The organism is Sinomonas atrocyanea (assembly GCF_001577305.1).
Classification (GTDB): Bacteria; Actinomycetota; Actinomycetes; order Actinomycetales; family Micrococcaceae; genus Sinomonas; species Sinomonas atrocyanea.
Map to the genome: position 1 here is coordinate 3,414,902 of NZ_CP014518.1, position 23,946 is coordinate 3,438,847.

General features: G+C 72.4%; 23 protein-coding genes. 4 read left to right on the forward strand and 19 right to left on the reverse strand.

The features are described from left to right. Nucleotides 1–89: 89 nt before the first annotated feature. The 6 genes from SA2016_RS15700 to SA2016_RS15725 all read right to left on the reverse strand — a co-directional run bounded on the left by SA2016_RS15700 (nt 90) and on the right by SA2016_RS15725 (nt 6,815). Entirely contained in the window at nt 90–896 is an 807-nt protein-coding gene (locus SA2016_RS15700) for an amino acid ABC transporter ATP-binding protein (protein WP_276508650.1), read from the reverse strand. Further along, nucleotides 893–1,894 carry an amino acid ABC transporter permease gene (locus SA2016_RS15705; RefSeq protein ID WP_084249582.1) on the reverse strand — a complete coding sequence of 334 codons (1,002 nt, stop codon included), beginning with the start codon at nt 1,892–1,894 and terminating at the stop codon, nt 893–895. The genes SA2016_RS15700 and SA2016_RS15705 overlap by 4 nt, the downstream gene beginning before the upstream one ends. A gap of 5 nt (nt 1,895–1,899) precedes the next feature. Next, nucleotides 1,900–2,841 carry an ABC transporter substrate-binding protein gene (locus tag SA2016_RS15710; protein ID WP_066499844.1) on the reverse strand — a complete coding sequence of 314 codons (942 nt, stop codon included), beginning with the start codon at nt 2,839–2,841 and terminating at the stop codon, nt 1,900–1,902. 187 nt (nt 2,842–3,028) lie between these two features. Next, entirely contained in the window at nt 3,029–4,726 is a 1,698-nt protein-coding gene (gene menD / locus SA2016_RS15715) for a 2-succinyl-5-enolpyruvyl-6-hydroxy-3-cyclohexene-1-carboxylic-acid synthase (RefSeq protein WP_066499847.1), read from the reverse strand. A gap of 326 nt (nt 4,727–5,052) precedes the next feature. Then, on the reverse strand, nt 5,053–6,000 hold the full coding sequence (locus tag SA2016_RS15720; protein ID WP_066502684.1) for an o-succinylbenzoate synthase: 948 nt from the start codon (nt 5,998–6,000) through the stop codon (nt 5,053–5,055). Nucleotides 6,001–6,071: 71 nt separating this feature from the next. Further along, nucleotides 6,072–6,815, reverse strand: a complete 744-nt coding sequence (locus tag SA2016_RS15725; RefSeq protein WP_066499848.1) for a M50 family metallopeptidase — start codon at nt 6,813–6,815, stop codon at nt 6,072–6,074. A gap of 231 nt (nt 6,816–7,046) precedes the next feature. Between SA2016_RS15725 and SA2016_RS15730 the strand changes: the two genes are divergently transcribed. Beyond that, the gene (locus SA2016_RS15730) at nt 7,047–7,976 is read left to right on the forward strand and encodes a phosphatase PAP2 family protein (RefSeq protein ID WP_229711021.1); all 930 of its coding nucleotides are present in this window, start codon (nt 7,047–7,049) and stop codon (nt 7,974–7,976) included. A 45-nt stretch (nt 7,977–8,021) separates the two neighbouring features. Here SA2016_RS15730 and SA2016_RS15735 read toward each other — a convergent pair whose 3' ends face one another. Together SA2016_RS15735 and SA2016_RS15740 are read right to left on the reverse strand one after the other, a co-directional pair. Next, nucleotides 8,022–9,224 carry an MFS transporter gene (locus tag SA2016_RS15735; RefSeq protein WP_066499849.1) on the reverse strand — a complete coding sequence of 401 codons (1,203 nt, stop codon included), beginning with the start codon at nt 9,222–9,224 and terminating at the stop codon, nt 8,022–8,024. A gap of 65 nt (nt 9,225–9,289) precedes the next feature. After that, nucleotides 9,290–10,174, reverse strand: coding sequence for a MinD/ParA family ATP-binding protein (locus tag SA2016_RS15740; RefSeq protein WP_066499851.1), 885 nt, complete (start codon nt 10,172–10,174; stop codon nt 9,290–9,292). 13 nt (nt 10,175–10,187) lie between these two features. Here SA2016_RS15740 and SA2016_RS15745 point away from each other — a divergent pair, with 13 nt between their 5' ends. Then, nucleotides 10,188–10,841: a hypothetical protein gene (locus tag SA2016_RS15745; protein ID WP_141305750.1), complete on the forward strand. Its 654-nt coding sequence runs from the start codon at nt 10,188–10,190 to the stop codon at nt 10,839–10,841. Nucleotides 10,842–10,923: 82 nt separating this feature from the next. Here SA2016_RS15745 and SA2016_RS15750 read toward each other — a convergent pair whose 3' ends face one another. The 4 genes from SA2016_RS15750 to pdhA are packed head-to-tail and all read right to left on the reverse strand — an operon-like array spanning nt 10,924 to nt 15,584. Continuing rightward, complete coding sequence (locus SA2016_RS15750) at nt 10,924–11,736, reverse strand: MBL fold metallo-hydrolase (RefSeq protein ID WP_066499856.1); 813 nt, start codon at nt 11,734–11,736, stop codon at nt 10,924–10,926. 59 nt (nt 11,737–11,795) lie between these two features. Then, nucleotides 11,796–13,280 carry a dihydrolipoamide acetyltransferase family protein gene (locus SA2016_RS15755; RefSeq protein WP_066499858.1) on the reverse strand — a complete coding sequence of 495 codons (1,485 nt, stop codon included), beginning with the start codon at nt 13,278–13,280 and terminating at the stop codon, nt 11,796–11,798. Between the two features lies 1 nt (nt 13,281). Next, nucleotides 13,282–14,391, reverse strand: a complete 1,110-nt coding sequence (locus tag SA2016_RS15760) for an alpha-ketoacid dehydrogenase subunit beta (RefSeq protein ID WP_066499860.1) — start codon at nt 14,389–14,391, stop codon at nt 13,282–13,284. Then, nucleotides 14,388–15,584 carry a pyruvate dehydrogenase (acetyl-transferring) E1 component subunit alpha gene (gene pdhA / locus SA2016_RS15765; protein ID WP_066499862.1) on the reverse strand — a complete coding sequence of 399 codons (1,197 nt, stop codon included), beginning with the start codon at nt 15,582–15,584 and terminating at the stop codon, nt 14,388–14,390. Before pdhA ends, SA2016_RS15760 begins: the two co-directional genes overlap by 4 nt. 153 nt (nt 15,585–15,737) lie before the next feature. Here pdhA and SA2016_RS15770 point away from each other — a divergent pair, with 153 nt between their 5' ends. Beyond that, complete coding sequence (locus SA2016_RS15770; RefSeq protein ID WP_066499864.1) at nt 15,738–16,223, forward strand: Lrp/AsnC family transcriptional regulator; 486 nt, start codon at nt 15,738–15,740, stop codon at nt 16,221–16,223. A 322-nt stretch (nt 16,224–16,545) separates the two neighbouring features. Here SA2016_RS15770 and gad read toward each other — a convergent pair whose 3' ends face one another. Further along, the gene (gad, locus tag SA2016_RS15775) at nt 16,546–17,895 is read right to left on the reverse strand and encodes a glutamate decarboxylase (protein WP_066502688.1); all 1,350 of its coding nucleotides are present in this window, start codon (nt 17,893–17,895) and stop codon (nt 16,546–16,548) included. Nucleotides 17,896–18,114: 219 nt separating this feature from the next. Here gad and SA2016_RS15780 point away from each other — a divergent pair, with 219 nt between their 5' ends. Next, nucleotides 18,115–18,870 (forward strand): hypothetical protein, encoded by a 756-nt coding sequence (locus tag SA2016_RS15780; protein ID WP_066499866.1) that lies wholly within the window; start codon nt 18,115–18,117, stop codon nt 18,868–18,870. 210 nt (nt 18,871–19,080) lie between these two features. Here the strand turns inward: SA2016_RS15780 and SA2016_RS15785 are convergent, their stop codons facing one another. The 6 genes from SA2016_RS15785 to paaA are packed head-to-tail and all read right to left on the reverse strand — an operon-like array spanning nt 19,081 to nt 23,817. Then, complete coding sequence (locus SA2016_RS15785) at nt 19,081–19,863, reverse strand: enoyl-CoA hydratase/isomerase family protein (RefSeq protein ID WP_066499874.1); 783 nt, start codon at nt 19,861–19,863, stop codon at nt 19,081–19,083. A gap of 8 nt (nt 19,864–19,871) precedes the next feature. Beyond that, on the reverse strand, nt 19,872–21,095 hold the full coding sequence (gene paaE / locus SA2016_RS15790) for a 1,2-phenylacetyl-CoA epoxidase subunit PaaE (protein ID WP_066499882.1): 1,224 nt from the start codon (nt 21,093–21,095) through the stop codon (nt 19,872–19,874). Then, entirely contained in the window at nt 21,096–21,584 is a 489-nt protein-coding gene (gene paaD, locus SA2016_RS15795; protein ID WP_066499883.1) for a 1,2-phenylacetyl-CoA epoxidase subunit PaaD, read from the reverse strand. A gap of 35 nt (nt 21,585–21,619) precedes the next feature. Next, nucleotides 21,620–22,504 (reverse strand): 1,2-phenylacetyl-CoA epoxidase subunit PaaC, encoded by an 885-nt coding sequence (paaC, locus tag SA2016_RS15800; protein ID WP_066499885.1) that lies wholly within the window; start codon nt 22,502–22,504, stop codon nt 21,620–21,622. Then, a complete protein-coding gene (gene paaB, locus SA2016_RS15805; RefSeq protein WP_066499886.1) occupies nt 22,501–22,794 on the reverse strand; it encodes a 1,2-phenylacetyl-CoA epoxidase subunit PaaB in 294 nt (97 codons plus the stop codon). The genes paaC and paaB overlap by 4 nt, the downstream gene beginning before the upstream one ends. Next, nucleotides 22,795–23,817: a 1,2-phenylacetyl-CoA epoxidase subunit PaaA gene (gene paaA / locus SA2016_RS15810; RefSeq protein WP_066499888.1), complete on the reverse strand. Its 1,023-nt coding sequence runs from the start codon at nt 23,815–23,817 to the stop codon at nt 22,795–22,797. Between the last annotated feature and the right edge of the window lie 129 nt (nt 23,818–23,946).

A 23,946-nucleotide genomic window follows, 5' to 3' on the forward strand; every position in this document is an offset into this window, starting at 1 on the left:
CCAGAGACCCCGCAACCGAACGCCAGAGACCCCGCAACCTCCTGATGGTGTTGCGGGGTCTCTGGCCGTGCTTTGCGGGGTCTCTCGCGCTAGAGGACCTTCCCGAGGAAGGCCTGGGTGCGCTCGTGCTGCGGGTTGGCGATGACGTCCCGCGGGTTGCCGGACTCGACCACGACGCCGCCGTCCATGAAGGTCAGGGTGTCGCCGACCTCGCGGGCGAAGCCGATCTCGTGCGTGACCACGATCATGGTCATGCCCGAGGCCGCCAGGTCCTTCATGACGTTCAGGACGTCGCCGACGAGTTCCGGGTCCAGGGCCGAGGTGGGCTCGTCGAACAGCATGAGCTCCGGCTCCATCGCCAGGGCCCGTGCAATAGCCACGCGCTGCTGCTGGCCGCCGGAGAGCTGGGCCGGGTAGTGGCCGGCCCGGTCGGAGAGCCCGACCTGGTCGAGGAGCTCGAGGGCGCGCTTCTTGGCCGTGGCCTTGTTCTGGCCCTTGACCTGGATCGGCGCCTCGATGACGTTCTCCAGGGCGGTCTTGTGCCCGAACAGGTTGAACCGCTGGAACACCATGCCGATGTTGCGGCGCTGGCGGGCGACCTCCTTGAGCGTGAGCTCGTGCAGCTTGCCGCCGTGCTCGCGGTACCCGATGAGCTCGCCGTTGACCCTGATCCGGCCGGCGCTGATCGTCTCGAGGTGGTTGATGCAGCGCAGGAGCGTGGACTTGCCGGAGCCGGAGGGGCCGATCAGCACCGCCACCTCGCCCTGCTTGACCGTCATGTCGATCCCGCGGAGCACGTGGTGGTGGCCGAAGTACTTGTGCACGCCTTCGACGCGCACGATCTCCTGGGTCCCGGGGGCGACGCGGTGCGTGCCCTCGGCAGCTGCTGCGCTCATCGTCCGCTCTCCTCGATGTCCTTGCCGGCCACGGTCGGGCCGCCGGGCATGGTGTCCGACGCCGGCCCCAGCCCTGCCGCCGCGGCCTTGGCCGCCGCTGCGTTCACGGGGGCGGGGACGAGGTTGTCCACGCCCTTGCCGTAGTACTTCTCGATGTAGTGCTGCCCCACCATGAGGATGCTCGTCACGAGCAGGTACCACGTCGCCGCCACCATGAGCAGCGGGATCGGCAGGTAGGTGCGGTTGGCCAGGGTGTTCGTGACGAAGGTGAGGTCCAGCGTGAACGGGACGGCCAGGACCAGCGAGGTGGTCTTGAGCATGCCGATCGTCTCGTTGCCGGTGGGCGGCACGATCACCCGCATGGCCTGCGGCAGCACGATCCGCCACATGATCTTGGTCCCGCGCATGCCGAGAGCCTCCGCCGCCTCGCTCTGGCCCCGGTCCACGGACTTCAGGCCCGCGCGGAAGATCTCCGCGAGGTAGGCGGACTCGTTCAGGCCCAGGCCGAGCACTGCGGCCCAGAAGGCGTTCAGGAGGTCCTGCGTGGTGAAGCTGAACAGCTCGGGCCCGAAGGGGACCCCCACCGCGATCTTCGGGTACAGCACCGAGACGAGGCCCCAGAAGATGAGCTGGGTGTACACCGGGGTGCCGCGGAAGAACCACACCCAGAACCAGGACGACCAGCGGAAGATCGGGTTGTCCGACTGGCGCATGAACGCCAGCAGGACCGCGAGCACGATCGCCAGGACCATCGAGAGCACGGTGAGCAGGAGCGTCCACCCGACGCCCCGGACCACGTTCACGTCGAGGATGTACAGGACGTAGGTGTCCCAGTGGAAGTTCTCGTTCGTCGCCAGGCTCTGGACGGCGAGGAGCACGATCACGAGGATGACGGCGGCCCCCACCCACCGCCAGGGGTGGCGCACCGGGACCGCCTTGATGAGCTCCGGTGCGCCGCCCTTGGACGTCTGGACTGTCTCAGTCCGATGCGTGGTCATGTCAATCACGAGGAGGGAGTCGGGTTGACTTCAGACTTGGTGACCGCGCCCTCGGAGTTGTTCCACGTGTCGAGGATCTTCTTGTAGGTGCCGTCGGCGATGAGCTTGGTCATGACCTTCTGGACCAGGTCGGCGAGCGCCGTGTCGCTCTTGGCGATCGCGATGCCCTGGGGCGCGGAGTCGTAGGTGTCGCCGATCTTCTCGACGGCGCCCTTGGTCTGCTGGACGGCGTAGCCGATGATCGGCGAGTCGGCCGCCATGGCGTCGATGCTGCCGTTGACGAGGCGGGTGTTGAGGTCCGTCTGGGCCTTGAGCGAGACGATGTTGATCGCCGGCTTGCCCGCCGCGGTGCACTTGGCGTTGCGGTCCTTGAGGTCCGGGTCCTCCTGCACGGTTCCGGTCTGGACGCCGATGGTCTTGCCGCACACGTCATCGAGGGAGAACTTCTTCGGGTTGCCCTTCTGGACGGCCCAGGCGGTGCCGGCGTTGAAGTAGCTCACGAAGTTGACGGCGGCGAGGCGCTCCTTGTTGATCGTGAAGGAGCTGATGCCGAGGTCGTACTTGGGGCCGAGGGCCGGGAGGATGCCGGTGAAGTCCGCGGTCTGCACATCGGTCTTGAGGCCCAGAGTGGCGCCGATGGCCTTGGCGAGGTCCACGTCGTAGCCCATCGGCGTGTGGTTGTCCGAGCCGCCGAGGAACTCAGCCGGGGCGTACGAGGTGTCGGAGCCGACCACGAGCGTGCCCTTCGACTTGAGCGCGGCCGGGACCTGCGAGGCGAGGGAGTCGTCCTTGGTCACCGTGCTCGGGTCGAACGACGCCGACGCCGAGCCCGAGGGCTTGCTCGCCCCGCCGCCGGTCTCGGAGGCGTTGGTGCAGGCCGTGAGGGCAAGGGCACCGACGGCGAGCACGGCTGCGCCCTTGGCCGCGAGCTTCGCGGAGAAAGTCATATCTCTACCTTTACTTTTCAGGTACGTGTCGAGAGTGCTAAGCGACGTCCCATCCTACCCCTGTGGGAGGGTCGGTGAGATGTGCATCACAGACAACTAATGTTCATCATTGGACAATATTTCCGCCCCTGGGCGCAAGCCCGCAGCGCAGGGTCGTTTCCGGAATCCCAGACGCGCGTGCCCAAGGTCACGAACGGACGCCCACCGCATCCTCGACGGCGGCCCGGATCCTCGCGTGCAGCCCCCGCAGCCCGGCCCGGTCGAGGCGCGCCTCGATGATCTCGCGCCCGGCCCGCCGGGGACCCGAGAGCGCTGCGGCGGCCTCCGCGCTCGTGCGCACGAGGGTGTGCCGCACTCCGTACGCGGCCGCGAGGGCGCGGAGGTCGGCGTGGTGCGGCGTGCCGAAGAGCCGCTCGACGGCGGCCGCGGCGCCCGGGCGGGCGTCCGGGTCGCCGCCCACGCGGCCGTGCTCGAGGACGCCGAAGATGGCGCCGCCGGCGTCGTTGAGCACGACGGCGCGCAGGTCCGGTTCCGCTTCCCCGTCGCCGATGAGCAGGCCGCCCGCGTCGTGCAGGAGCGTGAGGTCGCCGAGGAAGAGCGTGGTCGCGGTGCGCCTGCCGAGCCACAGGCCCGTCGCCGTCGAGATGGCTCCGTCGATACCGGCGAGCCCGCGGTTGGCGAACACGCGGGCCAGCGGCTGGGTGGGCGGGGACGCGGCGAGGTCAACGTCCCTGATCCCATTGGAGGATCCGAGCATGAGCTGGCCGTGCGAGGTCTCCCAGACGAGCTGGGCGAGGCGCGGGCCGGTGAGCACGGCGCCCGGGCCGGCGATGATCCGGTCCACGGCCTCCTGCGCGGCGGCGCCCGCGAGCAGCCACGCGTCGAGCCAGCCCTCGGCGCCGCGGCCGGCGAAGCCGGAGAGCACGTCGAGGTCGTCGATGAGCCGCTCGGGGCGCCGCCCCTCGCGGAACCATGCGGCGGGGCGGGCGTGGTAGAGCGCGGTCTGGACGCCCTCGCGCGCGAGGAGTGCCGTCACCGGCCGGGAGAGCGTGGGGCGCCCGAACAGCACCACGCGCTCGATGAGCGCGCCCGGATGGCCCTCGAGCAGGAGGCGGTAGGGGCCCACGGCATGGCCGCCGAAGCGGGCGTTGGACGTCGGCTCCGCCAGCAGGGGCAGGCCGTGGGCGGCCGCGAAGGCCTCGGCGAGCGGGCCGGCGCCGTGCCCGGCGAGGACCACCGTGCGCCGCGGCGGCAGGCCGCCGAGCGCCGCGACCGGCGGCCTGCGGTACGCGTACGGCTGCACCGGCGGGGCGTCCCATCCGCCGTGCGGCGGCTCCCAGCCGTCCTCCGGCACGAGCGGCTCGCGGAAGCACAGGTTCAGCTGCACGGGGCCGGCGGGCACCCCCTCGAGCGCGCCGGTCGCCGCGGAGAGCGCGGTCCGGACCGGGGACGACGGCGAGGCCCCCGCCTCCACCGTGGCGGCGAACCGGACGTGCTCGCCGAACAGGTCGAACTGCTCTGTGGTCTGGTTGGCCCCGGTCCCGTGCAGCTCCTCGGGTCGGTCCGCCGAGAGGACGATCAGCGGGACCTCGGCATGGTTCGCCTCCATGACGGCGGGCACGAGGTTGCCCACGGCCGAGCCGCTCGTGGTGACGACCGCCGTCGGCCGCCCCGAGGAGAGGGCGGCGCCGAGCGCCGTGAAGCCGCCCGCCCGCTCGTCGATCCGGACCACGAGCTCGAGGTGCCCTCGCCCCTCGGCCTCGGCGAGCGCGTACGCGAGCGGTGCGCTCCGGGAGCCGGGGCAGACGACGACGCAGCGGACGCCGCCCGCGAGCAGCGCCGAGACTGCCTCGCGGGCGGCGTCGAGGGAACTGAGGGGACTCACATCCCCATCGTAGGGTTTTGGCCGCGCGGGGCCACCGGGCTACCTGGCGTGGACCGCCGGGAGGACCTGGACCACCGAGGGGCGCGGCGCGACGACCCGAGGTCACCTTCACCCGCACCCGGGGTCACCTTCACCCGCACCCGGGGTCACCTTCACCCGCACCCGGGGTCACCTTCACCCGTACCCGGGGTCACCTTCCATAGACCTGACCCCGCGTCGACCGAGAAGTGACCCCGGATCCCTCGAGAGATGACCCCGCGTCGGTCGAGAAGTGACCCCGGGTGCGTTGAGAGGTGACCCCGCGTCGGTCGAGACGTGACCCAGCCCTAGTGCCCGGCGGCCAGGTGTGCATAGCACCGGCGGAGACGGTCGAGCCACCACTGCCGGCGCTCCCGGGGGGCGGCGTACCGCTCGAGCAGCTCGGGGTCCGGCACAGCACGCTCGGCGAGGCGGTCAGCGGGCAGGAAGCCGCCGTCCGGCACGAGGGCCGGGGACACGACGTCGTGCGCGAGGAGCGCCCCGGTGCCGAGCCCGCACGCGTACGGCAGGGACGGCAGCGCGGCCGCGAGCGCCACACCGGCCGCGAGCCCCACGGAGGTGTCCAGGGCCGAGCTGACCACCGCGGGCAGCCCCGCCTCGCGCACGATCTCCAAGGCCCGGCGCACGCCCCCGAGCGGCGCGGCCTTGACGATGATGAGGTCCGCGGCGCGGGCGCGGGCCACGCGCAGGGGGTCCTCGGCCTTGCGCACGGCCTCGTCTGCGGCGATCCGCACGGGCGTGCCGCGCGCCTCCAGGAGGGCCCGCACCTCGGCGAGGCCGTTGATCCCCGGCACGGGCTGCTCGGCGTACTCGAGGCTGAACTCGCCGAGCCGCACGAGCGCCTCGACGGCCTCCGGCACGGTCCAGCCCGCGTTCGCGTCGACGCGCAGGTCCGCCTCGGGCAGCGCACGGCGCACTGCGGCGACCCGGGCGATGTCGTCGGCGAGCGCCTGCCCGCGCTCGGCGACCTTGACCTTGACCGCCTGCACCGGCCCGAACGCCGCGAGCACCTCGGGCACCTGGCCGGCGGGAACCGCGGGCACCGTGGCGTTGACCGGCACCCGGTCGCGCACCGGCTCGGGGAAGCCCTCCCAGGCTGCCTCGAGGCCGGAGGCGAGCCAGCGGGAGGCCTCAGCGTCGTCGTACTCGAGGAACGGCGAGAACTCGCCCCATCCGGCCGGCCCGCGGACCAGGAGCGCCTCCCGCTCGGTCACGCCGCGGAACTTGACCCGCATCGGCAGGCGCACGACGGCGGCACCCGCCTCGAGCTCGGCGAGGTCCGGCAGGGCGGGGCGCGGGGCAGTGATCACGTGCCCACTGTACGCACGGCCCCGTCGAGCAGGACCCACGAGGCGAGGCCGGCGAGCACGATCACCGCGGCGAACGAGGCGAGCCACACGGCCGAGGGCACGCCGGTCTTGCGGGAGAGGATGTAGGCGTCGGAGCTGGCGAGCTCGCGCCGGCGGGTCGTGTGGACGGTGACCACGTTCCACCAGTCGCGGGCGGCGCCGAGCACGAGGGCGAGGCCCACCGCGAGGGTGATGTGGACCTGGGTGTCAGGCGGGACGGCCACCACGATCACGGCAACGGCGAGGATCGCCCCGAGGAGGATGAGCACGCCCTGGAGGTTGCGGATGAAGAGGAACACGAGCGCGAGCAGCACCACGGCCAGGGAGAGCGCGGCGCGGCCGAACCCGGCGGCGGAGGCCCAGACGAGCGCTGCCCCGACCACCGCCGGGGAGGGGTAGCCCCAGAAGCCGAACCACACGGCCCTCCCCCGGCCCACCCCGTGCGTGGTGCCGCCCTGGTCCATGCGCAGCGTGATGCCGGTGACGCGCATGCCGGTGGCGAGCCCGGCGAAGGCGTGCCCGAGCTCGTGCACGATCGTGACGAACCGTCCGAAGAACCGCCACAGGAACGGCACGACGCACAGGGCGGCCGCGGCGGCGAGCAGCAGGGCCAGCTCCGACGCCGGCACGGCGAGGGGCTGGGTGCGGGCGAACCCGCCCACGAAGCCGTCCAGGAACGCCTGCCACCAGTCCTTGATCACGCCTCCCGAGGGTAGCCGAGACCGCTGGGAGCACGCCGGGCCCAGCCGCCGGGCGATTCTGCTCACCGTCACCGCGGCCCCTCCGCGACACGCGCACGGCACGCCGCAGGACGCCCGCTGGGACTCCAAGCATGAGCAGCATCGCGCGTGGAGTGCGGGCCTCGGCCGCCCCTCGCGAGCGCCCCTGGAAGTTTTGGCCCGCCCCCAGCCGGGTATGGGACGCTGGGTGTCATGCCCGCCCCGATCCGAGCCCCCGAGATGACGCAGGCAGCGCCCCCCGGCGCCCCCGCAGAGGACCCCGACCTGGCCCTGGGCCGGCCGCGGCTGGCCCCGCTCATGCTCGCCTCGCTCGCCGCGGTCGCGGCCCTGCTGGGCACGTACCTGTTCTTCGTGCGGACCACCACCGGCCAGTACATCGACGAGTCGGCGCTGGTGGAGGCCACCCAGCTCTACGGCGCCGCCAGCAAGGCGTCCCTGCGCTTCCTGGACTACCTCCCGCTCATCTCGGTGGGGCTCGGCGCCATAGGCCTCGGATACGCCGCCCTCGTACGACGCCGATGGGCCGCCTCGCTCATAGCCCTCGCCGCCGCGGGGGGAGCCAACCTCGCCACGCAGGTCCTCAAGAACGACGTCCTCACCCGCCCGTACCGGGGCATCGAGACCTTCGCCGGGAACTCCCTGCCCTCCGGCCACACGACGCTCGCGGCCTCGGCGGCGGCCGCCGTGTTCCTGGTGGCCTCCCCGCGCTGGCGCCCCCTGGTCGCGTTCGCCGGCGGGACGTATGCCGTGGGCACGGGGATCGCAACGCTCGTGAACCAGTGGCACCGGCCGGCGGACGTGGTGGCGGCGTTCCTCGTGGTGGCCGCCGTGATGTCTCCCGCGGCGTGGCTCCTCCTGCGCCGGGGCGGCAGCTGGAACACGTGGGAGGGGTTCGGCAGCCACCCGGCGTCCTGGCGGCTGTGGGTGGCGCTGCCGACGCTGATCGGCCTCGTCGCCGCGGCGGTGGCGGTCGTGGCCCTCGTCCGCATCGCGCCGGGCCTGGGCAGCGAGGTCAGCACCACGAACTACTTCTGGGCGGGGTGCGCCTTCATCGTCATCAGCGGCTACCTCGTCGCGAGTGCCGCCTCCTGGCTCCTCGCGAGCGCCGTCCAGCGGCGCTGACCCGGCGCGCCACCGGACCCTGACCGACAGCCTCGCCCGGCCGCCCTACGAGCCCTGCGCGGGACTGCGCTGCGCGCGCGGGATGCTCCACGCGAGGACCCCGGCCGCCGCGAGCCCCAGCGCCCCCGCGGCCGCCACCCCGATCCCCAGGCTCGCCGCCGCCGTCACGGCCGAGAGGAGCACCGGGCCCAGCGTGCTGCCGGAGTCCGCCATGAGGCGCCACAGCCCGAGGAACTGGGCCCGGCCGTGCGCGGGCGAGAAGTCGGCCCCGAGGGTCATGATCATGCCAGAGCCGATGCCGTTCCCGAGACCGAGGAGGCAGGAGACCAGCAGGAACGGCCAGAAGGAGGTGCTCAGGGGCATCGCGACGAGCGCCGCGCCCATGATGAGCATGGAGGGCAGCGCCACGGCCAGCCGCCCGCGCAGGTCCATGAGGCGGCCGCCCGGGTAGAAGAGCAGCAGGTCCACCCCGCCGGCGATGCCGTAGACGAGCGAGGCCGTCGGGGCGTCCATGCCCAGGTGCTCCGCCCAGAGCGGGATCACGGCCTGGCGCGACTGGCGGACGGCGGAGACGAACAGCACGCCCAGTCCCACCGTGGCCAGGACCTCCCAGTGGGTCGCCGCGATGCGCCCGAGGCGCGGCTGCACGGCGCGGCCCGGCCCGGCGGCGTCGTCCTCGAGGTCCGGCATGAACCAGGCCACGACCGCGGCCCCCGTGTACACGGCGGCGCCCACCCAGTACGCCCCGCGCAGGCCCCATACCTGCATCGCGGCGGCGCCGAGGAAGGGCCCGAGGAAGAGGCCCACGCGCAGCGTGCCGCCGAGGGTCGAGAGGGCGCGGGCACGGAATCCGGGCGGCACCGCCTCCGTGAGGTACTTCTGCCGCGCGAGGTTCGTCACGCTCGAGGCCATGCCCAGTGCGAGGAGCGCGGGCATGAACTGCCACAGCTCGCGCGAGAGCGCCGCGACCACGAGGGCCACGGCCCCGGTGGCCTGGGCGCCGATGATCGCCCAGCGTTCGCCGAAGCGGATCGTCAGGAGGGATGCGGGCAGGTTGAAGACGAGCGAGCCGAGGCCGATCAGCGTGACGGTGAGCGCGGCGACGGCCACGGACCCGCCGAGGTCCCGTGCCGAGAGCGCCACGACGGGCAGCACGGCGCCCTCGCCGAGGGAGAAGAGCACCGAGGGGCCGAAGGCCGGCACCGCGATGGACAGCAGGGAGAACTGATCGTTGCCTTCTCGAACCACTCCCCCACTCTAGGTCCCGCCGGGCCACCGCCGGCGGCACACGCCCGGGGCGCGGTGGGCGCCCGCTACCGCTGGTAGCCGGAGACGATCGCCGCGGCGATCTCGCGGTAGGCCTGGCGGGTCGCGGGGCGGAGCTGGTCGAGGGCCACGAGGTCGCCGTCGGCCATCGAGCGGTCATGCGGGACCGTCACGAGGGCGCGGCACATCCCCGAGAGCGTCGCCTCGATGGCGGCCTTGTCCACGCGCGCCGAGACCCCGTCCTTGTCCGTCACGACCACGATCGCCCCCTGCGCGAGGCGGTCGTAGCCGTGGGCCGACAGCCAGCGCAGGGTGTCCCGGGCGCGCTTGGCGCCGCTGACCGCGTACCCGGCGACCACCACGATGTTGTCCGCGTCCTCGAGGATGCCGCGCATCGCGGGCCTGCTCACGCCCGTCCCGCAGTCCGTGAGCGTGACGGCGAAGTGCCGCGCCACGAGAGCGTGCACCCGCCGGTAGTCCTCGGCGGTGAGGGAGTCGGAGAGCTCGGGGTCCTGCTCGCCGGCCAGCAGGTGCAGGCTGCCGGCCTGATGGAGGTAGCGCAGCAGCTCCGACCGGGTCTGCACCGACTCGAAGTCCCGCAGCAGGGCCGTGATGGATCGCCGCCGCTCCGACTCGTAGGAGCCCTCCCCCAGCGCGCGCTCCACGAGGTCTCCGGCGTCCGGGTTGGCATCGATGGCACACGGCGGCTCCGGGCGCAGCTCGGCAAGCGTGAGCCCCACCCCGACCGTCGTGGAGGTCTTGCCGATCCCGCCCTTGAGCGAGAGGAACGCGGTGTTCCAGGTCCCCTCGAGCCGGCGGCCGATCTGCTTCTCGAGCAGCTCAGCCTGCCGGTCCTGCTCGGAGGGCCCCAGGTTGATCGCGCCGCCGCTGATCCGGTACAGGAGTCCGCGGAGGCCCCCCGACGGCGGCATGGGAGCGGTGCGGATGAACCCCGCGGGCGATTCCACCGGTTCGGCCGGGAGCCGGGCCGGTGCCGGGGGCCTGGTCGGCACCGCCCTGGTCGGCACCGTCCTGGTCGGCACCGTCCTGGTCGGCACCGTCCTGGTAGGCGCGGTCCTGGTGGGCGCGGTCCTCGGGCGCGCCGGGCTGGAGGGTGCCGGGCTGGTGGGTGCGGGCTCGCTCTGCGGGGGGCTGCTCGGTGCGGGCCGGACCGCCGGAACTGCGGCGGTCGCGGCGTCCGCTGGCACCGGCGCGCTGCGGCGGGCAGGCCGGGGCGGCGGCTCCGGAGCCTGGTCGACGCCCCGAGGCTGTGCCGGGGGCATCCGGGGCGGGGGCGGGGCGGACGCCGGGACGGGCTGCGTGCTCGCCGGGGGTGCGGACGACGGCGCCGGGCGGCCCTCGCGGGCCTCACCGACGTCGCTGGCTTCTCGGGCCTCGCCGGATTCTCTGGGCTCGCCGGTCTCGCGGGCCGGCGGCTGGGGCGTCGGAGACTCGGCCGGCACCGAGGATTCCCGCGCCGAGGACTCGGACGGCGCGGGAGGCGGCGCGGCGCGCCGGGCCTCCTCTGCCTCACGGAGCCGCCGTGCCTCGCGTCGCGTCATGGGCGCGGACGAGGACGGCTGCCCTCCGTCGGGCTGAGTCTCGGTCATGCTGGCCCCTTGCGTCTGACGCGGTCTGGCGCTGGCTCGGTCCGGCGGCCCGGCCGCCCCCCTCGGGCTGGTCAGCCCAGGCTGGCGGCCTTGAGGCGCCGGATGAACAGCCGGGACTGCTCGGGCCCGTACGGGAGGATCGGAACCGCCTTGGTGGCGTCGTCCGGTGTTTCCCGCGTGGCCTGCAGCGCCGAGCGGACCGCCGTGGCCATCGTATCGGCCATGGTGCGCACCAGGGCATCGCTGCACAGGCCGCCGTGCCCGGGCACGAGGGTCGTGTACCGGTTCCGGAGGGCGGAGATGTGGCGCAGGGCGTCTGCCCACTCCTCCGGGTACGAGTCCCCGAACTCCGGGTAGGAGCCCTCCTCCACGAGGTCGCCCGAGAACAGGGTGGACTGGGTCCCGACGAGGAGGTCCCCGTCCGTGTGCCCCCGGCCCAGGTAGAACAGCGTGACCGAGGCCCCGCCCAGGTCCACGAGGACCGGCTGGTCGCGCACGATCGCCGTGGGCACCACGATCTGCGTGTTCTCGCCCTCGCCTGCGGCCATCTCCGGCTCCGACTCGGCCACCGCGGGGCGGTGCGCCTCGCCGTTCTCCGCGATCTCTGCCGCGGCGTTCTCGTGCGCGTAGAACTCCACGGCGCCGGCGGCGGCGAAGACGGCGTTGCCGAAGTAGTGGTCGTAGTGGGCGTGCGTGTTGACGACGACGAGCGGCAGCTCGGTCTTCTCACGCACCTTGGCGAGGATCTCGGCGCCCTGGCGCGGCCCCTGGCCGGTATCCACGACGAGTGCCCGGTCCTCGCCCACGACCAGGCCGACGTTGAGCCGCAGTGGCTCCGTGGCGAGGACGTAGGTGTTCGCTCCGAGATCTCGCCAGTCAGCCATGGGGGTGATGCCGTCCTTCCGTAGGGCGTTCGAGGATGTGCTCGATTCTGCCATGGCCGCTACAGGTCCGCGAGGACGCCGCCGGGCTGCTCGACCGCGTCGGCCACGAACCGCAGGAACCCGCCGGCGGTGCCCCCGTCGCAGACCCGGTGGTCGAACGTGAGCGTCAGCTGGACGACCTTGCGGACCGCCAGCGTCCCGTCGACCGCCCAGGGCCGGTCGATGATCCGGCCCACGCCGAGGATCGCGGCCTCAGGGTGGTTGATGATCGCCGCGCTGCCGTCCACACCGAACACGCCGTAGTTGTTCAGGGTGAACGTCCCGCCGGTGAGGTCGGCGGGCGAGGCCTTGCCGTCGCGTGCGAGGGCCGTGAGGCGGCGGAGCTCGCCGTCGAGCTGGCGGGCGCTCATCGTGTGGGCGCCGCGGATGGCGGGGACCACGAGCCCTCGGTTCGTCTGGGCGGCGAAGCCGAGGTTGACGCCGTCGAACTGGAGGATCTGCTGGCCGCCGTCGCCGGTGCCCTCGATGCGGGTGTTGAGCTCCGGGAACTTCGCGAGGCCCGCGAGCACGAAGCGCGCGATGAATGCCAGCAGGCTCGGCGCCGATTCGGGGTCGCGGCGCTTGAGGTCGGCCCGCAGGCGCACCAGCTCGGTGGCATCGGCGTCGACCCAGACCGTGGCCTCGGGGATCTCGGTGCGGGAGCGGACCATGGCCTGGGCGACCGCCTTGCGCACGCCCGCGACCGGGGTCCTGGCGGCCACGCCCAGCCCGGTGCGCGCGTCCACCTCCGCCGTCGAGGGCACCCCCTGGGATGCCGAAGTCACCCCTGGGGACGCCGAGGTCGCCCCCTGGGATGCCGACGTCACCCCGGCCGACTCCACATCGCGGCGCATGATGAGCCCGTGGGGGCCCGTCCCGGAGACGAGGGAGAGCGGCACGTTGAGGTCCCGGGCCAGCCTGCGGACGATCGGCGAGACGACGCGCACGGCCTGCTCCGGCGCCGTCGTGCGCGGCGGGGCCGCGGTGACGGAAGCGGGAGCCGACGACGCCGCGGCCGCCTTGCGCCGCCGGGTGCGCCCGCCAGCCGTTCCCGCGGGGGTGCCGTAGCCGATGAGCACGTTCCCGGAGCCGGAGGCCTGGCTCGGCTGGCTCGGCGGGCGCGCCCCGGCACGCTCCTCGGTGCGGTACTCCTCGCCGGCCGACGCCCCGACCTCGCGCGCCCCAGGGGTGGCCTCGCGCGCCGCCCCACGGGTGGCCTCGCGGTCCCCGGGGGTGACCTCGGCGATGGTGATGAGGGGGGTGCCGACGTCGATCGTCGACCCCGCCTCGCCGTGCAGCTGGGCGACGGTGCCCGCGAACGGCGTGGGCACCTCGACGACCGCCTTTGCCGTCTCGACCTCGGCCACGGGCTGGTCCACGGCCACGGTGTCCCCGACGGCCACGAGCCAGCGCACGAGCTCGGCTTCGGTCAGGCCCTCGCCGAGGTCGGGGAGCAGGAACGTCTTCTGTCCAGTGCCGCTCTGGGCGGTCAGCGCGGTCGCCATGTCAGTCCTCCCACTGCAGGTCGTCGAGTGCGTCGAGGATGCGGTCGACGCTGGGCAGGTAGTAGTGCTCGAGCTTGGGCGGCGGGAACGGGATGTCGAACCCGGTCACGCGGCGCACCGGGGCCGCGAGCGAGTGGAAGCAGCGCTCCTGGACCCGCGCGACGATCTCGGAGGCCACCGAGGCGAAGCCCGGCGCCTCGGCGACCACCACGGCGCGGCCGGTCTTGCGCACCGACGCGGCGACGGTCTCGTCGTCGAACGGCACGAGGGTGCGCACATCGACGACCTCGACCGACCGCCCCTCGGCGGCCGCGGCCTCGGCGGCCGCGAGTGCGGTCGGCACCGAGGGCCCGTACGTGATGATCGTCGCGTCGGTGCCCGGCCGGGCCACCACGGCGGCGCCGTCCACGCTCAGCCGCCGCCCGCCGTCGTGCGTCCCTGCGGGGGTGCCGCGAGGGGTGCCGTCCGGGGAGCCGGCGGCGTCGAACTCGGCGCGCAGGGCGGCGAGGTCCACGAGGTCCTTGGACCAGTAGAGCTTCTTGGGCTCCATGAAGACCACGGGGTCGTCGCTGGCGATGGCCTCGCGGAGCATGCGGTACGCGTCCTGGACCGTGGCGGGGGTGAAGACCTTCAGCCCCGGGGTGTGCGCGTAGTACGCCTCCGAGGAGTCGCAGTGGTGCTCCACGCCGCCGATCCCGCCGGCGTAGGGGATGCGGATCACGAGCGGCAGGCGGACCGCCCCGCGCGTGCGGTTGTGCATCTTCGCGATGTGGCTCGCGATCTGCTCGAACGCGGGGTAGGCGAACGCGTCGAACTGCATCTCGATCACGGGGCGCAGGCCGTTCATCGCCATGCCGAGCGACATGCCGGCGATGCCGGACTCGGCCAGCGGGGTGTCGAAGCAGCGCTGCTCGCCGAACTCCTTCTGGAGCCCGTCGGTGATGCGGAAGACCCCGCCGAGGGTGCCGACGTCCTCGCCGAACACGACGACGTTCTCATCGGCGCGCATGGCGTCCGCCATGGCGGTGGTCAGGGCCTTGGCGAACGTGAGGGCCTCGGGTGCTGGGGTGCCGGCCGCGCGGGCGGCGGCGGCTTCGGCGACCGTGCTCATGCTCGGCGCTCCTCTCCGGTGGTCTCGTCGGCGGACTGCTCGCGGGCCTGCTCCTCGGCGAGGGACGCGGCCTGCTCGCGCAGCTGCGGGGTGGGCTCGGTGAACACGTAGCGGAACAGGTCCTGCGGGTCGGGCTGCGCCTCGGCCCCCAGGCCGTCGCGGAGCTGGCGGGCCACCTCCTCGGCGTCGGCGGCGAACGCGGCCTCCGTCTCCTCGGCGAGCACGCCCTCGGAGCGCAGGTACTCCCGCATCCGCTTGAGCGGGTCCTTCTCGGCCCAGGCCGCCACCTCGGCGTCCTGGCGGTAGCGCGTGGCGTCGTCGGCGTTGGTGTGGGCCTGCATGCGGTAGGTGTAGGCCTCGACGAGGAGCGGCCCCGAGCCGGCGCGCGCGAGGCGGACGGCGCGGTCCAGGACGGCGAGGAGGGCCACGGCGTCGTTCCCGTCCACCCGCTCGCCGGCCATCCCGTAGCCCACGGCCTTGTGCGCGATCGAGGGCGCGACCGTCTGGTGCGCGAGCGGCACGGAGATGGCGTACTGGTTGTTCTGCACGAAGAACACGACCGGGAGGTTGAAGACGGCCGCGAAGTTGAGCGCCTCGTGGAAGTCGCCCTCGCTCGTGGCGCCGTCGCCGCACATCGCGAGGACCACAGTGTCCTCGCCGCGCAGCTTGGCCGCGTGCGCCACGCCCACGGCGTGCAGCAGCTGGGTGGTCAGCGGCGTGGACTGGATGCCGACCTTGTGCGCGTGCGGGTCGTAGCCGCCGTGCCAGTCGCCGCGGAAGAGCGTCATCGTCTCGACGGGGTCGACGCCGCGGGTCATGACGGCGACCGCGTCGCGGTAGGTGGGGAACATCCAGTCGCCCGCGCCGAGGCACAGCGCGGCGGCGACCTGGCAGGCCTCCTGGCCATGGCTCGAGGGGTAGACCGCCATGCGGCCCTGGCGCACGAGCGCGGAGTTCTGGTCGTTGACGCGCCGGCCGATCACGAGGCGGCGGTAGGCCTCGAGGAGGTCCTCGGCGGGGGGGATCGGGTACTCGTGGCCCGGAGCGGAACCGCGCTCGTCCTCGGGACGGAGGCTCCCGGCCTCGTCGAGGATCTGGATCTGCGGCACGCGGCCGTGCACCGGGAGCATGTAGTCCTCGATGCTGATCCCGAAGCTGCGGATGGCCTCCTGTGCCTCGGCGGGAAGGGTCATGGCTCCTCCTTGGTACGGCGCTGGACTTCCCCTCAAGTATCCGCTTCGGTAGCCATTCGTATGCAGCAAAGGCGTCAATCGTGGAATACTGGTGTCGATTTGCTTGCTACTGAAGACGAATCGTCAGGATGAGCTGCGTCACAGGAGGTTGTGATGGACGATCTGCAGGCCGGCCGCGAGGCTCCACGGCCGGCGGCCCAGCCGAGGGAGCTCGACACCGTGGACCGCGCCATCCTCGACCAGCTCACCGAGGACGCGCGACGGTCCGTGACCACGATCGCCGAGAACGTGCACATCTCGCGCGCTCACGCCTACAACCGGCTCGCGCGGCTCCAGTCGGACGGTGTCATCACGAAGTACACGGCACTCGTCGACCCCCTCAAGGCCGGGCTGCGCTCGAGCGCCTACGTGACCCTGAAGGTGCGGCAGCAGACGTGGCGCGACCTCCGCGAACGGCTGCGCGCCATCCCCGAGGTGCACCACATCGCGCTCGTCGGCGGGGACTTCGACGTGATCATCCTCGTGCGCGCTGTGGACAACACGGACCTGCGCCGGGTCGTGTTCGACCAGCTGCAGAGCATGCCCGGCGTCCTCGACACCCAGACCTTCCTCGTCTTCGAGGACCTGGACACCCGCTGACCCGGCCCTCTCCCCCGCCCCCCGTTTCGGGTACGCATCTCGTCGCCCTTTTCGGCTCTCGGGTACGCATCTCGTCGCCCTTTTCGGCTTTCGGGTACGCATCTCGTCGCCCTTTTCGGCTTTCTGGTACAGATCTCGTCGCCCCTGTTGGGCTTTCTGGTACAGGCCGGTACGCACGACGGCGGGTTCCCGACCCGCGCGGGCCGGGAACCCGCCGTCGTGCGCACCCGCAACGGCGAAAAGCCGACGAGATGCGTACCCGAAACGGCAAGAACGCGACGAGATGCGTACCCGAAACGGCCGGGGCGGGGGGGCGCCGGGGTCAGTGGTGGAAGGCGCTCCCGTGCTCCGGGTCCGGGAACGGGGTGTCCGCGGAGTCGAGGAACGCCACCGCGGTGCGCAGGTCCTCGAGGAAGCTCTCCGCGAGGTCCCGGGTAAAGCCGTTGCGCACCACGATCCGCTGCACGGTCAGGTCGGCGAGCCCGTCCGGCATCGGATACGCCGGCACGAGCCAGCCGTTCATCCGCAGCCGGTCGGAGAGGTGGTGCAGGTTCCAGTTCTGGGTGTGTTCCGGCGCGAGGCTCCAGGCGAAGACCGGGATGTCGGAGCCGTCGTTCCACAGCTCGAACGGGTCCATGGCCCCGATCTCCCGGGCCAGGTACCCCGCGACGTCCCGGGACGCAGCGTGCACGGCCCGGTACCCCTCGAACCCCAGCCGGAGGAACAGGTAGTACTGCAGGAGCACCTGCGCGCCGGGGCGGGAGAAGTTGAGCGCGAACGTGGGCATGTCCCCGCCGAGGTAGCTCACGTGGAACACGAGGTCCTCGGGCAGGGCGGCGGCGTCCCGCCACACCACCCACCCGAGGCCGGGGTACACGAGCCCGTACTTGTGCCCGGACGTGTTGATCGAGGCGACCCGGGGCAGCCGGAAGTCCCACTCGAGCTCGGGGGCGAGGAACGGGGCGACCATCGCCCCCGAGGCCCCGTCCACATGGATCGGCACATCGAGGCCCGTGGCGGCCTGTACCTCGTCCAGCGCCTGGGAGATCTCGGCGACCGGCTCGTACATCCCGGTATAGGTGACGCCCATGATGGCCACGACGCCGATCGTGTTCTCGTCCACGTACTCCGAGAGCCCGTGCCCGTCGAGGACGGGGTGCTCGTGCGAGATGGGCACGTAGCGGGCCTCGACGTCCCAGTAGTTGCAGAACTTCTCCCAGCACACCTGCACCGCCGAGCTCATCACGAGATTGGGCCGCGCGGCTGGCTTCCCCGCGGCGCGGCGGGCGTGCTGCCACCGGCGCTTGAGCGCGAGCCCGGCCAGCATGCACGCCTCGGAGGAGCCGATCGTCGAGGTGCCGACGGCGTGCTCGGGCTCGGGCGCGTTCCACAGGTCCGCGAGCATGCGCCAGCAGCGGTGCTCGATCTCGGCCGTCTTGGGGTACTCGTCCTTGTCGATCATGTTCTTGTCGACGGTCTCGGCGTAGAGCCGGGCGGCCTCGGGCTCCATCCACGTGCCCACGAAGGTCGCGAGGTTGAGGCGGGCGTTGCCGTCGAGCATCGCGTCGTCGTGGACCACCTGGTAGGCCGTGCCGGGCAGGCTCTCCCCCGCGGGCAGTGTGAAGCGCGGGAATTCGGTGGCCTCGCCGGGCCGGCTGAAGAGCGGGTTCAGCTCGACGTTCGAGGCGGGCTCCCGGCGCCCTCGCCGTCCCCACCCGTCGGAGGCGGGATGGAAGGTGGAACGGGAGGCAGGCACGTGGGCACTCCTGACGTCGCGTCGGGCCGCAGGACCGGCCGGGCCGGCGGACACCCCCACGCTACCGGCGGCCGCAGGGGGCGTCGAGGACCCTGCGGCATGGGATGGTTAGAGGAGAACGCTTCAGGAGGGCCCATGGCGAACGACGGCGGCACGGCCGGACCCTCGTCGCGCCCTCCGTGGGTCGCCGTGCTCGTCGCGGCGTGCGTCGTGGTCGGAGTGGGCGTGGTCGTGGCCATCGCGGCCCTGTTCATGGGGCCGTCCCCCCAGCCCCCCGCGCCGGGCCCGACGCCGGGCACGGCCGGCGCGGCGGCGCCGTCGTCCGCCCCAAGCCAGGCGTACGCGCTCAACGACCCGCTGCCCTTCACCGCACGGCCGGTGTGGCACGCCGGGCCGAGTGCCGAGTACCGCCTCACCGCGGCCCCGGACGAGCTGCGCTACGTCTCCGACGCCGGCTGCCGGCTCTCCTTCCGGGCGGGGCCGCTGCAGGCCGGCGGATCGGCGTCGCCCTCGCGCACGACGGCGGCCCCCTCCTCGGCGTCCGCCTCGCCGACGCTGCTCTCGCCCGACCCCCAGACGGCGGCCACGCGCGGAGCGCTGGCTGACGCCATCGCGGCCGAGCGGAAGGCCTCGTCCTCCGTGGAGGTCACCGAGCAGGGGCTCGTGGTCGTGACGACCCTCGGCTCGGAGGACGGGCCGCTGGTGGACATGGCGGGGGCCGCGCTCAAGGTCGCGCACGCCGACGGCACCGTCACGTACATGCGTCTGGCCGTACGCGCGGTGCCGTCCGCCCAGTCGTCCGTGGCGATCGCGGCCGAGTGCCCGAAGCCGGAGCAGGCCGCCACGGCGATGAACCACGCGAGCGTGCACGCGTACCTCGCCGATCGGTGAGGCGCGGTGCGCGGGCGGTGGGCAACCGGTGAGCCCTCCTCCGTCTGGGAGTCACCTCCTGAAGGTCAGGACCTGTGAGTCACCTCCTGCGGGTTCGCTGGGGAGGCGACCCACAGGAGGTGACCTCCAGAAGGTGACTCTCAGAAGGTGACCTTCAGAAGGTGACCCACAGGAGGTGACCCTCAGACGGGCGGGGCGGCCGCAGGCCAGTCAGCGGCCGGCGAAGACCGGCTTCCGCTTCTCCTGGAAGGCCTTGAACCCCTCGGCGTAGTCCTCGGACCCGCACAGGGCCGCCTGGGCCTTGTTCTCGGCGTCCATCGACTCCCAGAGGCCGAGCCTGCGGTCACGGACCTGCGCCACGAGCTCCTTGGAGGCCACGAACGCCCCCGTGGCGCCCGCCGCGACCCGGGACACGATCGCCCGGGTGGCGGGCAGCAGCTCCTCGGCGGGGAAGGACCGCGAGAACATGCCCGAGCGCACGGCGTCGGCGCCGCTCATGAGCTCGGCCGTGTAGACGAGGTCCAGGGCCCGGTGCATGCCGAGCCGCTCGGTGAAGTACCAGTGGCCGCCCGAGTCGAGGGTGGCGCCGAGGTTCGCGAAGGGCGATCCGATCTTGGCGTTGTCCGCCACGTACACCACGTCCGTGGCCAGCAGGAGCCCCAGCCCGACGCCGAGGGTGGCCCCCTGCGCGGCGGCGAACGTGGGCGCGGGGAACGCGGCCATCTTCTGCATGAGCGGGGTGACGAGGCCGCCGAGGTAGCCGAGCACGTCGTCGCTGGCCGGGTCCACGGCGGAGATGTCGCGGCCGGCGCAGAACGCCCGGCCCTCGCCGCGCAGGAGCAGCGCCCGCACCTCGCCGCGGGAGGCGGCGGCAGCGGCGTCGTCGTACGCGTCGGAGAGCTCGCGGAGGGCGGCCTCGTCGAGGGCGTTGAGCTTGGCGGGGGCGTCGAGGACTACGTCGGCGACGCCGTCGGCGACGGAGAGGGAGATCATGCGGGCTCCTAGGCGTCGAAGTCGACGGACACGCGGTCCGAGGTCGGCCGGGACTGGCACGTGAGGACGTAGCCGCGCTCCACCTCGTCGGGCTCGAGTGCGTAGTTCTCGGCCATGTCCACGGTGCCGGAGACGAGCTTGGCCCGGCAGGTGCCGCAGACGCCGCCGGCGCACGCGAAGGGCACGTCGGGGCGCACGCGCAGGGCCGCGTTGAGGACCGTCTCATTCGCGGAGACGGGCGAGGCCACCACACCCGTGAGGCCGTCGAGCGTGAACTCGATCTCGACGTTGGCGCCCGAGGGGTCCTCCACGACCGGGCGGCCGATGTTCCCCTCGAGGTTCGTGGGGGTGCCGGTGGTGAAGAGCTCGTAGCGGACCTTCTCCGGCTCGACGCCGCGGGCGGCCAGGGTGTCGCGGACGAGCTGGACGAGCTCGAACGGCCCGCACAGGAACCACTCGTCGACGTCGTCGGCGTGGATCACCGTGTTGAGCAGCGTGGTGAGCTTCTCGGCGTCGACCCGGCCCGAGAGCAGCGGGGAGATGCGCTGCTCTCGCGAGAGGACGTGGTGGAGCGCGAACCGGGACGGGTAGCGGTCCTTGAGGTCGGCGAGCTCCTCGACGAACATGACGTCCATCGCGGCCTTGTTGGCGTACACGAGGTCGAACCGGACGTGCTCGTCGGCGGCCAGGACGGTGCGCGCGATCGCCATGATCGGGGTGATGCCGGAGCCCGCAGCCACGGCCACGAACGTGTGCTCGCGCTCGGTGTCGATGCTGCTGGGGTCGTTGAGGCCCGTCATCCGGTGCTTGGAGATGAACGCCCCGGCGGGGCTCATGACGTCCAGCGTCGCGCCCGCCTCGAGGCTCTCGTTGGCCCAGGTCGAGAAGACGCCGCCGAGGTCCCGCTTGATGGCGACCTTGATCTCGCTCGAACCGTCCTCGAACCGGCGCGGCGCGGCGCAGATCGAGTAGGAGCGGCGCACCTCGCGCGGGGCCCCGGACTCGTCGGGGAACTGCGCGCGCAGGGCCACGTACTGGCCCGGGATGTAGTCGTACTCGTCGGCGAGCGCGGCGGGGACGGCGAACGTCACCTCGATGGAGTCGTTGGTGAGCCTGCGCACCCCGCTCACCTCGAGCGGGTGGAAGGACGCACGACGCCGGGCGGTCCCCTCCGTGCCGTCGGCGGCGGCCTCGTCCGGCTCGGCCGCAGTTTCGTTCAGCTGGTCAGTCATCTAGAGCACCTTGAAGTAGTCGAAGGGTTCGTGGCAGTCCTGGCACACGTAGAGGGCCTTGCAGGACGTGGAGCCGAAGCGGGACATCTCGCGGGTGTTGAGCGAGTGGCACTGGGGGCACTTGACCGTGAGCCCGAGCCGGATGGGGCCGGAGTGGCCGGCCTTGCCCGTGGGCGGTGCGATGCCGTACTCCTCGAGCTTGGCCTTGCCCGCCTCGCTCATCCAGTCCGTGGTCCACGCCGGGGAGAGCACGAGGTCCACGTGGACCTTCTCGTGCCCGGCCTTGGCGAACACCGTGGCGAGGTCCGCGCGGATCGCGTCCATCGCGGGGCAGCCGGAGTAGGTCGGGGTGATCGTGAGGCGCACGGTGCCGTCCGCCTCGAGGTGCCCGTCCCGGAGGATGCCGAGGTCCTCGATGGTGAGCACGGGGATCTCCGGGTCGGTCACGGTCGCGGCGAGCGCGCGGACCTCGTCATCGGTGGTGATCATGGGTGTTCCTTCGTGGGCGTGTGCCGTCCCGGGCCTTACCAGGTGGCGCCGGGGTGCTTGCGGGCGAGCACCTGCATCTCGGCGAGGATGTAGCCGAGGTGCTCGGTGTGCTCGCCGCGCCGACCGCCGCCGCGGGCGCGCGGCACGTCGGGGAGGTCCAGGGTGGCCTCGGCGAGGACCTCGGCGAGGTGGGCGTCGAAGGTCTCGCGCAGGCTCGAGGGGCGCACGCCGGCATCGCCGACCGCGTCGATCAGGGCGTCGTCGTCGAACAGCTCGTCGACGTAGGGCCAGACGAGCTCGAGCGCTGCCTGCATGCGGTCGTGCGACTCCTCGGTCCCGTCGCCGAGGCGCACGGTCCACTGGATCGCGTGGTCGCGGTGGTAGTCGACCTCCTTTAGCGCCTTGGCGGCGATCGCGGCGAGGGTCGCGTCGGTGGAGTCCACGAGCTTCGAGTAGAGGAGGTACTGGTAGACGGACATGACGAGCTGGCGGGCGATCGTCACGCCGAAGTCGCCGTTGGGCTGCTCGACCATCCAGGCGCAGCGGAACTCCTCCTCCTCGCGCCAGTACGCGAGGTCGTCCTCGGTCCTGTCCCACGCGTGGCCCGCGTACGTCAGGAACGAGCGCGCGTGGCCGAGGGTGTCGAGCGCGATGTTGCCGAGGGCGATGTCCTCCTCCAGCTCCGGGCCGCGGGAGATCCAGTGGCTCAGGCGCTGGGCGAGGATGAGCGCGTCGTCGCCGAGGCGCAGGGCGTACTGGGCGACGTCCTCGGTGGGCTTCTCCGGGGAGACGGCGATGTCCTCGGGGCGCAGTGCGTTGCCCGGGGTGACGCGGGTGGCCGACGCCGCGGCGTCGCCGAAGCTGTCGAGGGCGTGGTCGGTGTGGGCAGCGGCCGCGTGGGCGGGGGTCGGAGCGGTCACAGGTGCTTCACGCCCTCGCTCTTGGTGTAGTACGTCGCGTGCCGGTAGTCCTTGCCCTGGGGCGACTCGAAGTAGGCGCCCTTCGAGTCCGGGTCGGAGGAGGCGATGGCCTCGGAGGGGACGACCCAGATGGACACGCCCTCGTTGCGGCGGGTGTAGAGGTCCCGCGCGTTGCGCAGCGCCATCGCCGCGTCCGGGGCGTGCAGCGACCCCGCGTGGACGTGGGAGAGCCCGCGGCTGGACCGCACGAAGACCTCCCAGAGGGGCCAGATGTTGCTCTGCTCGCTCACTTAAGCTGCTCCGATCTCTTCTGCGGCACGCTTCGCGGCCTGCTTCTTCGCGTACGCGCGGGCCGCCTCGCGGACCCAGGTGCCGTTCTCGTGGGCCTCGCGGCGGCGGGCCATGCGCTGGGCGTTGCACGGGCCGCGGCCCGCGATGACGTCCTTGAACTCCTGCCAGTCGAGCTCCATGTGGATCCACCGGCCGGTCTCCTCGTCGTAGCGGAGCTCAGGGTCGGGGAGGGTCAGTCCGAGGACCTTGACCTGCTCGGCGATCATGCCGACGAACCGCTGGCGCAGCTCGTCGTTGGAGAAGCGCTTGATGTTCCATGCCATGGACTGCTTCGAGTTGGGCGAGTCGTCGTCGGGCGGCCCGAACATCATCAGCGCGGGGGCGTAGAAGCGGTCGACGGCGTCCTGCGCCATCTGCTTCTGGGCGGGGGTGCCGTTGGAGAGCTCGAGGAGGATCTCGAAGCCCTGGCGCTGGTGGAAGGACTCCTCCTTGCAGATGCGCACCATGGCCCGCCCGTAGGGGCCGTAGCTGGCCCGGCACAGCGGCACCTGGTTGGCGATCGCCGCACCGTCCACGAGCCAGCCGATGGCGCCCATGTCGGCCCAGGTGCGGGCCGGGTAGTTGAAGATCGAGGAGTACTTGGCCTTGCCGTCCAGCAGCTGCTGGTTGAGGACGTCACGCGGGGTGCCGAGCGTCTCCGCGGCCGAGTACAGGTACAGCCCGTGGCCGGCCTCGTCCTGGACCTTGGCCATGAGGATCGCCTTGCGCTTGAGGCTCGGGGCCCGGGTGATCCAGTTGGCCTCGGGCTGCATGCCGATGATCTCGGAGTGCGCGTGCTGGGACACCTGCCGCACGAGCGTCCTGCGGTACGCCGCCGGCATCCAGTCGCGCGGCTCGATGCGCGAGTCTTCGGCGATCACCCGATCGAAGTACGCCTGTCCCGCGATGTCCTCAGCGGACGGGGCGTCCTCGCCCTGTCCAGCCTGGGGCTGGGGCACGGACTGCAGGTTCGCAGCTGCCATGTCTCCTCCTCAAGAAATAATTACCGACCGTTCGTTCAGAATATGGGAGGTCGAACACTGGCGTCAAGGTACGCACTCCCTGCTCCCGCCGACGGCACAGCACCCGAATTCCCGCGGCGACGTACTGGT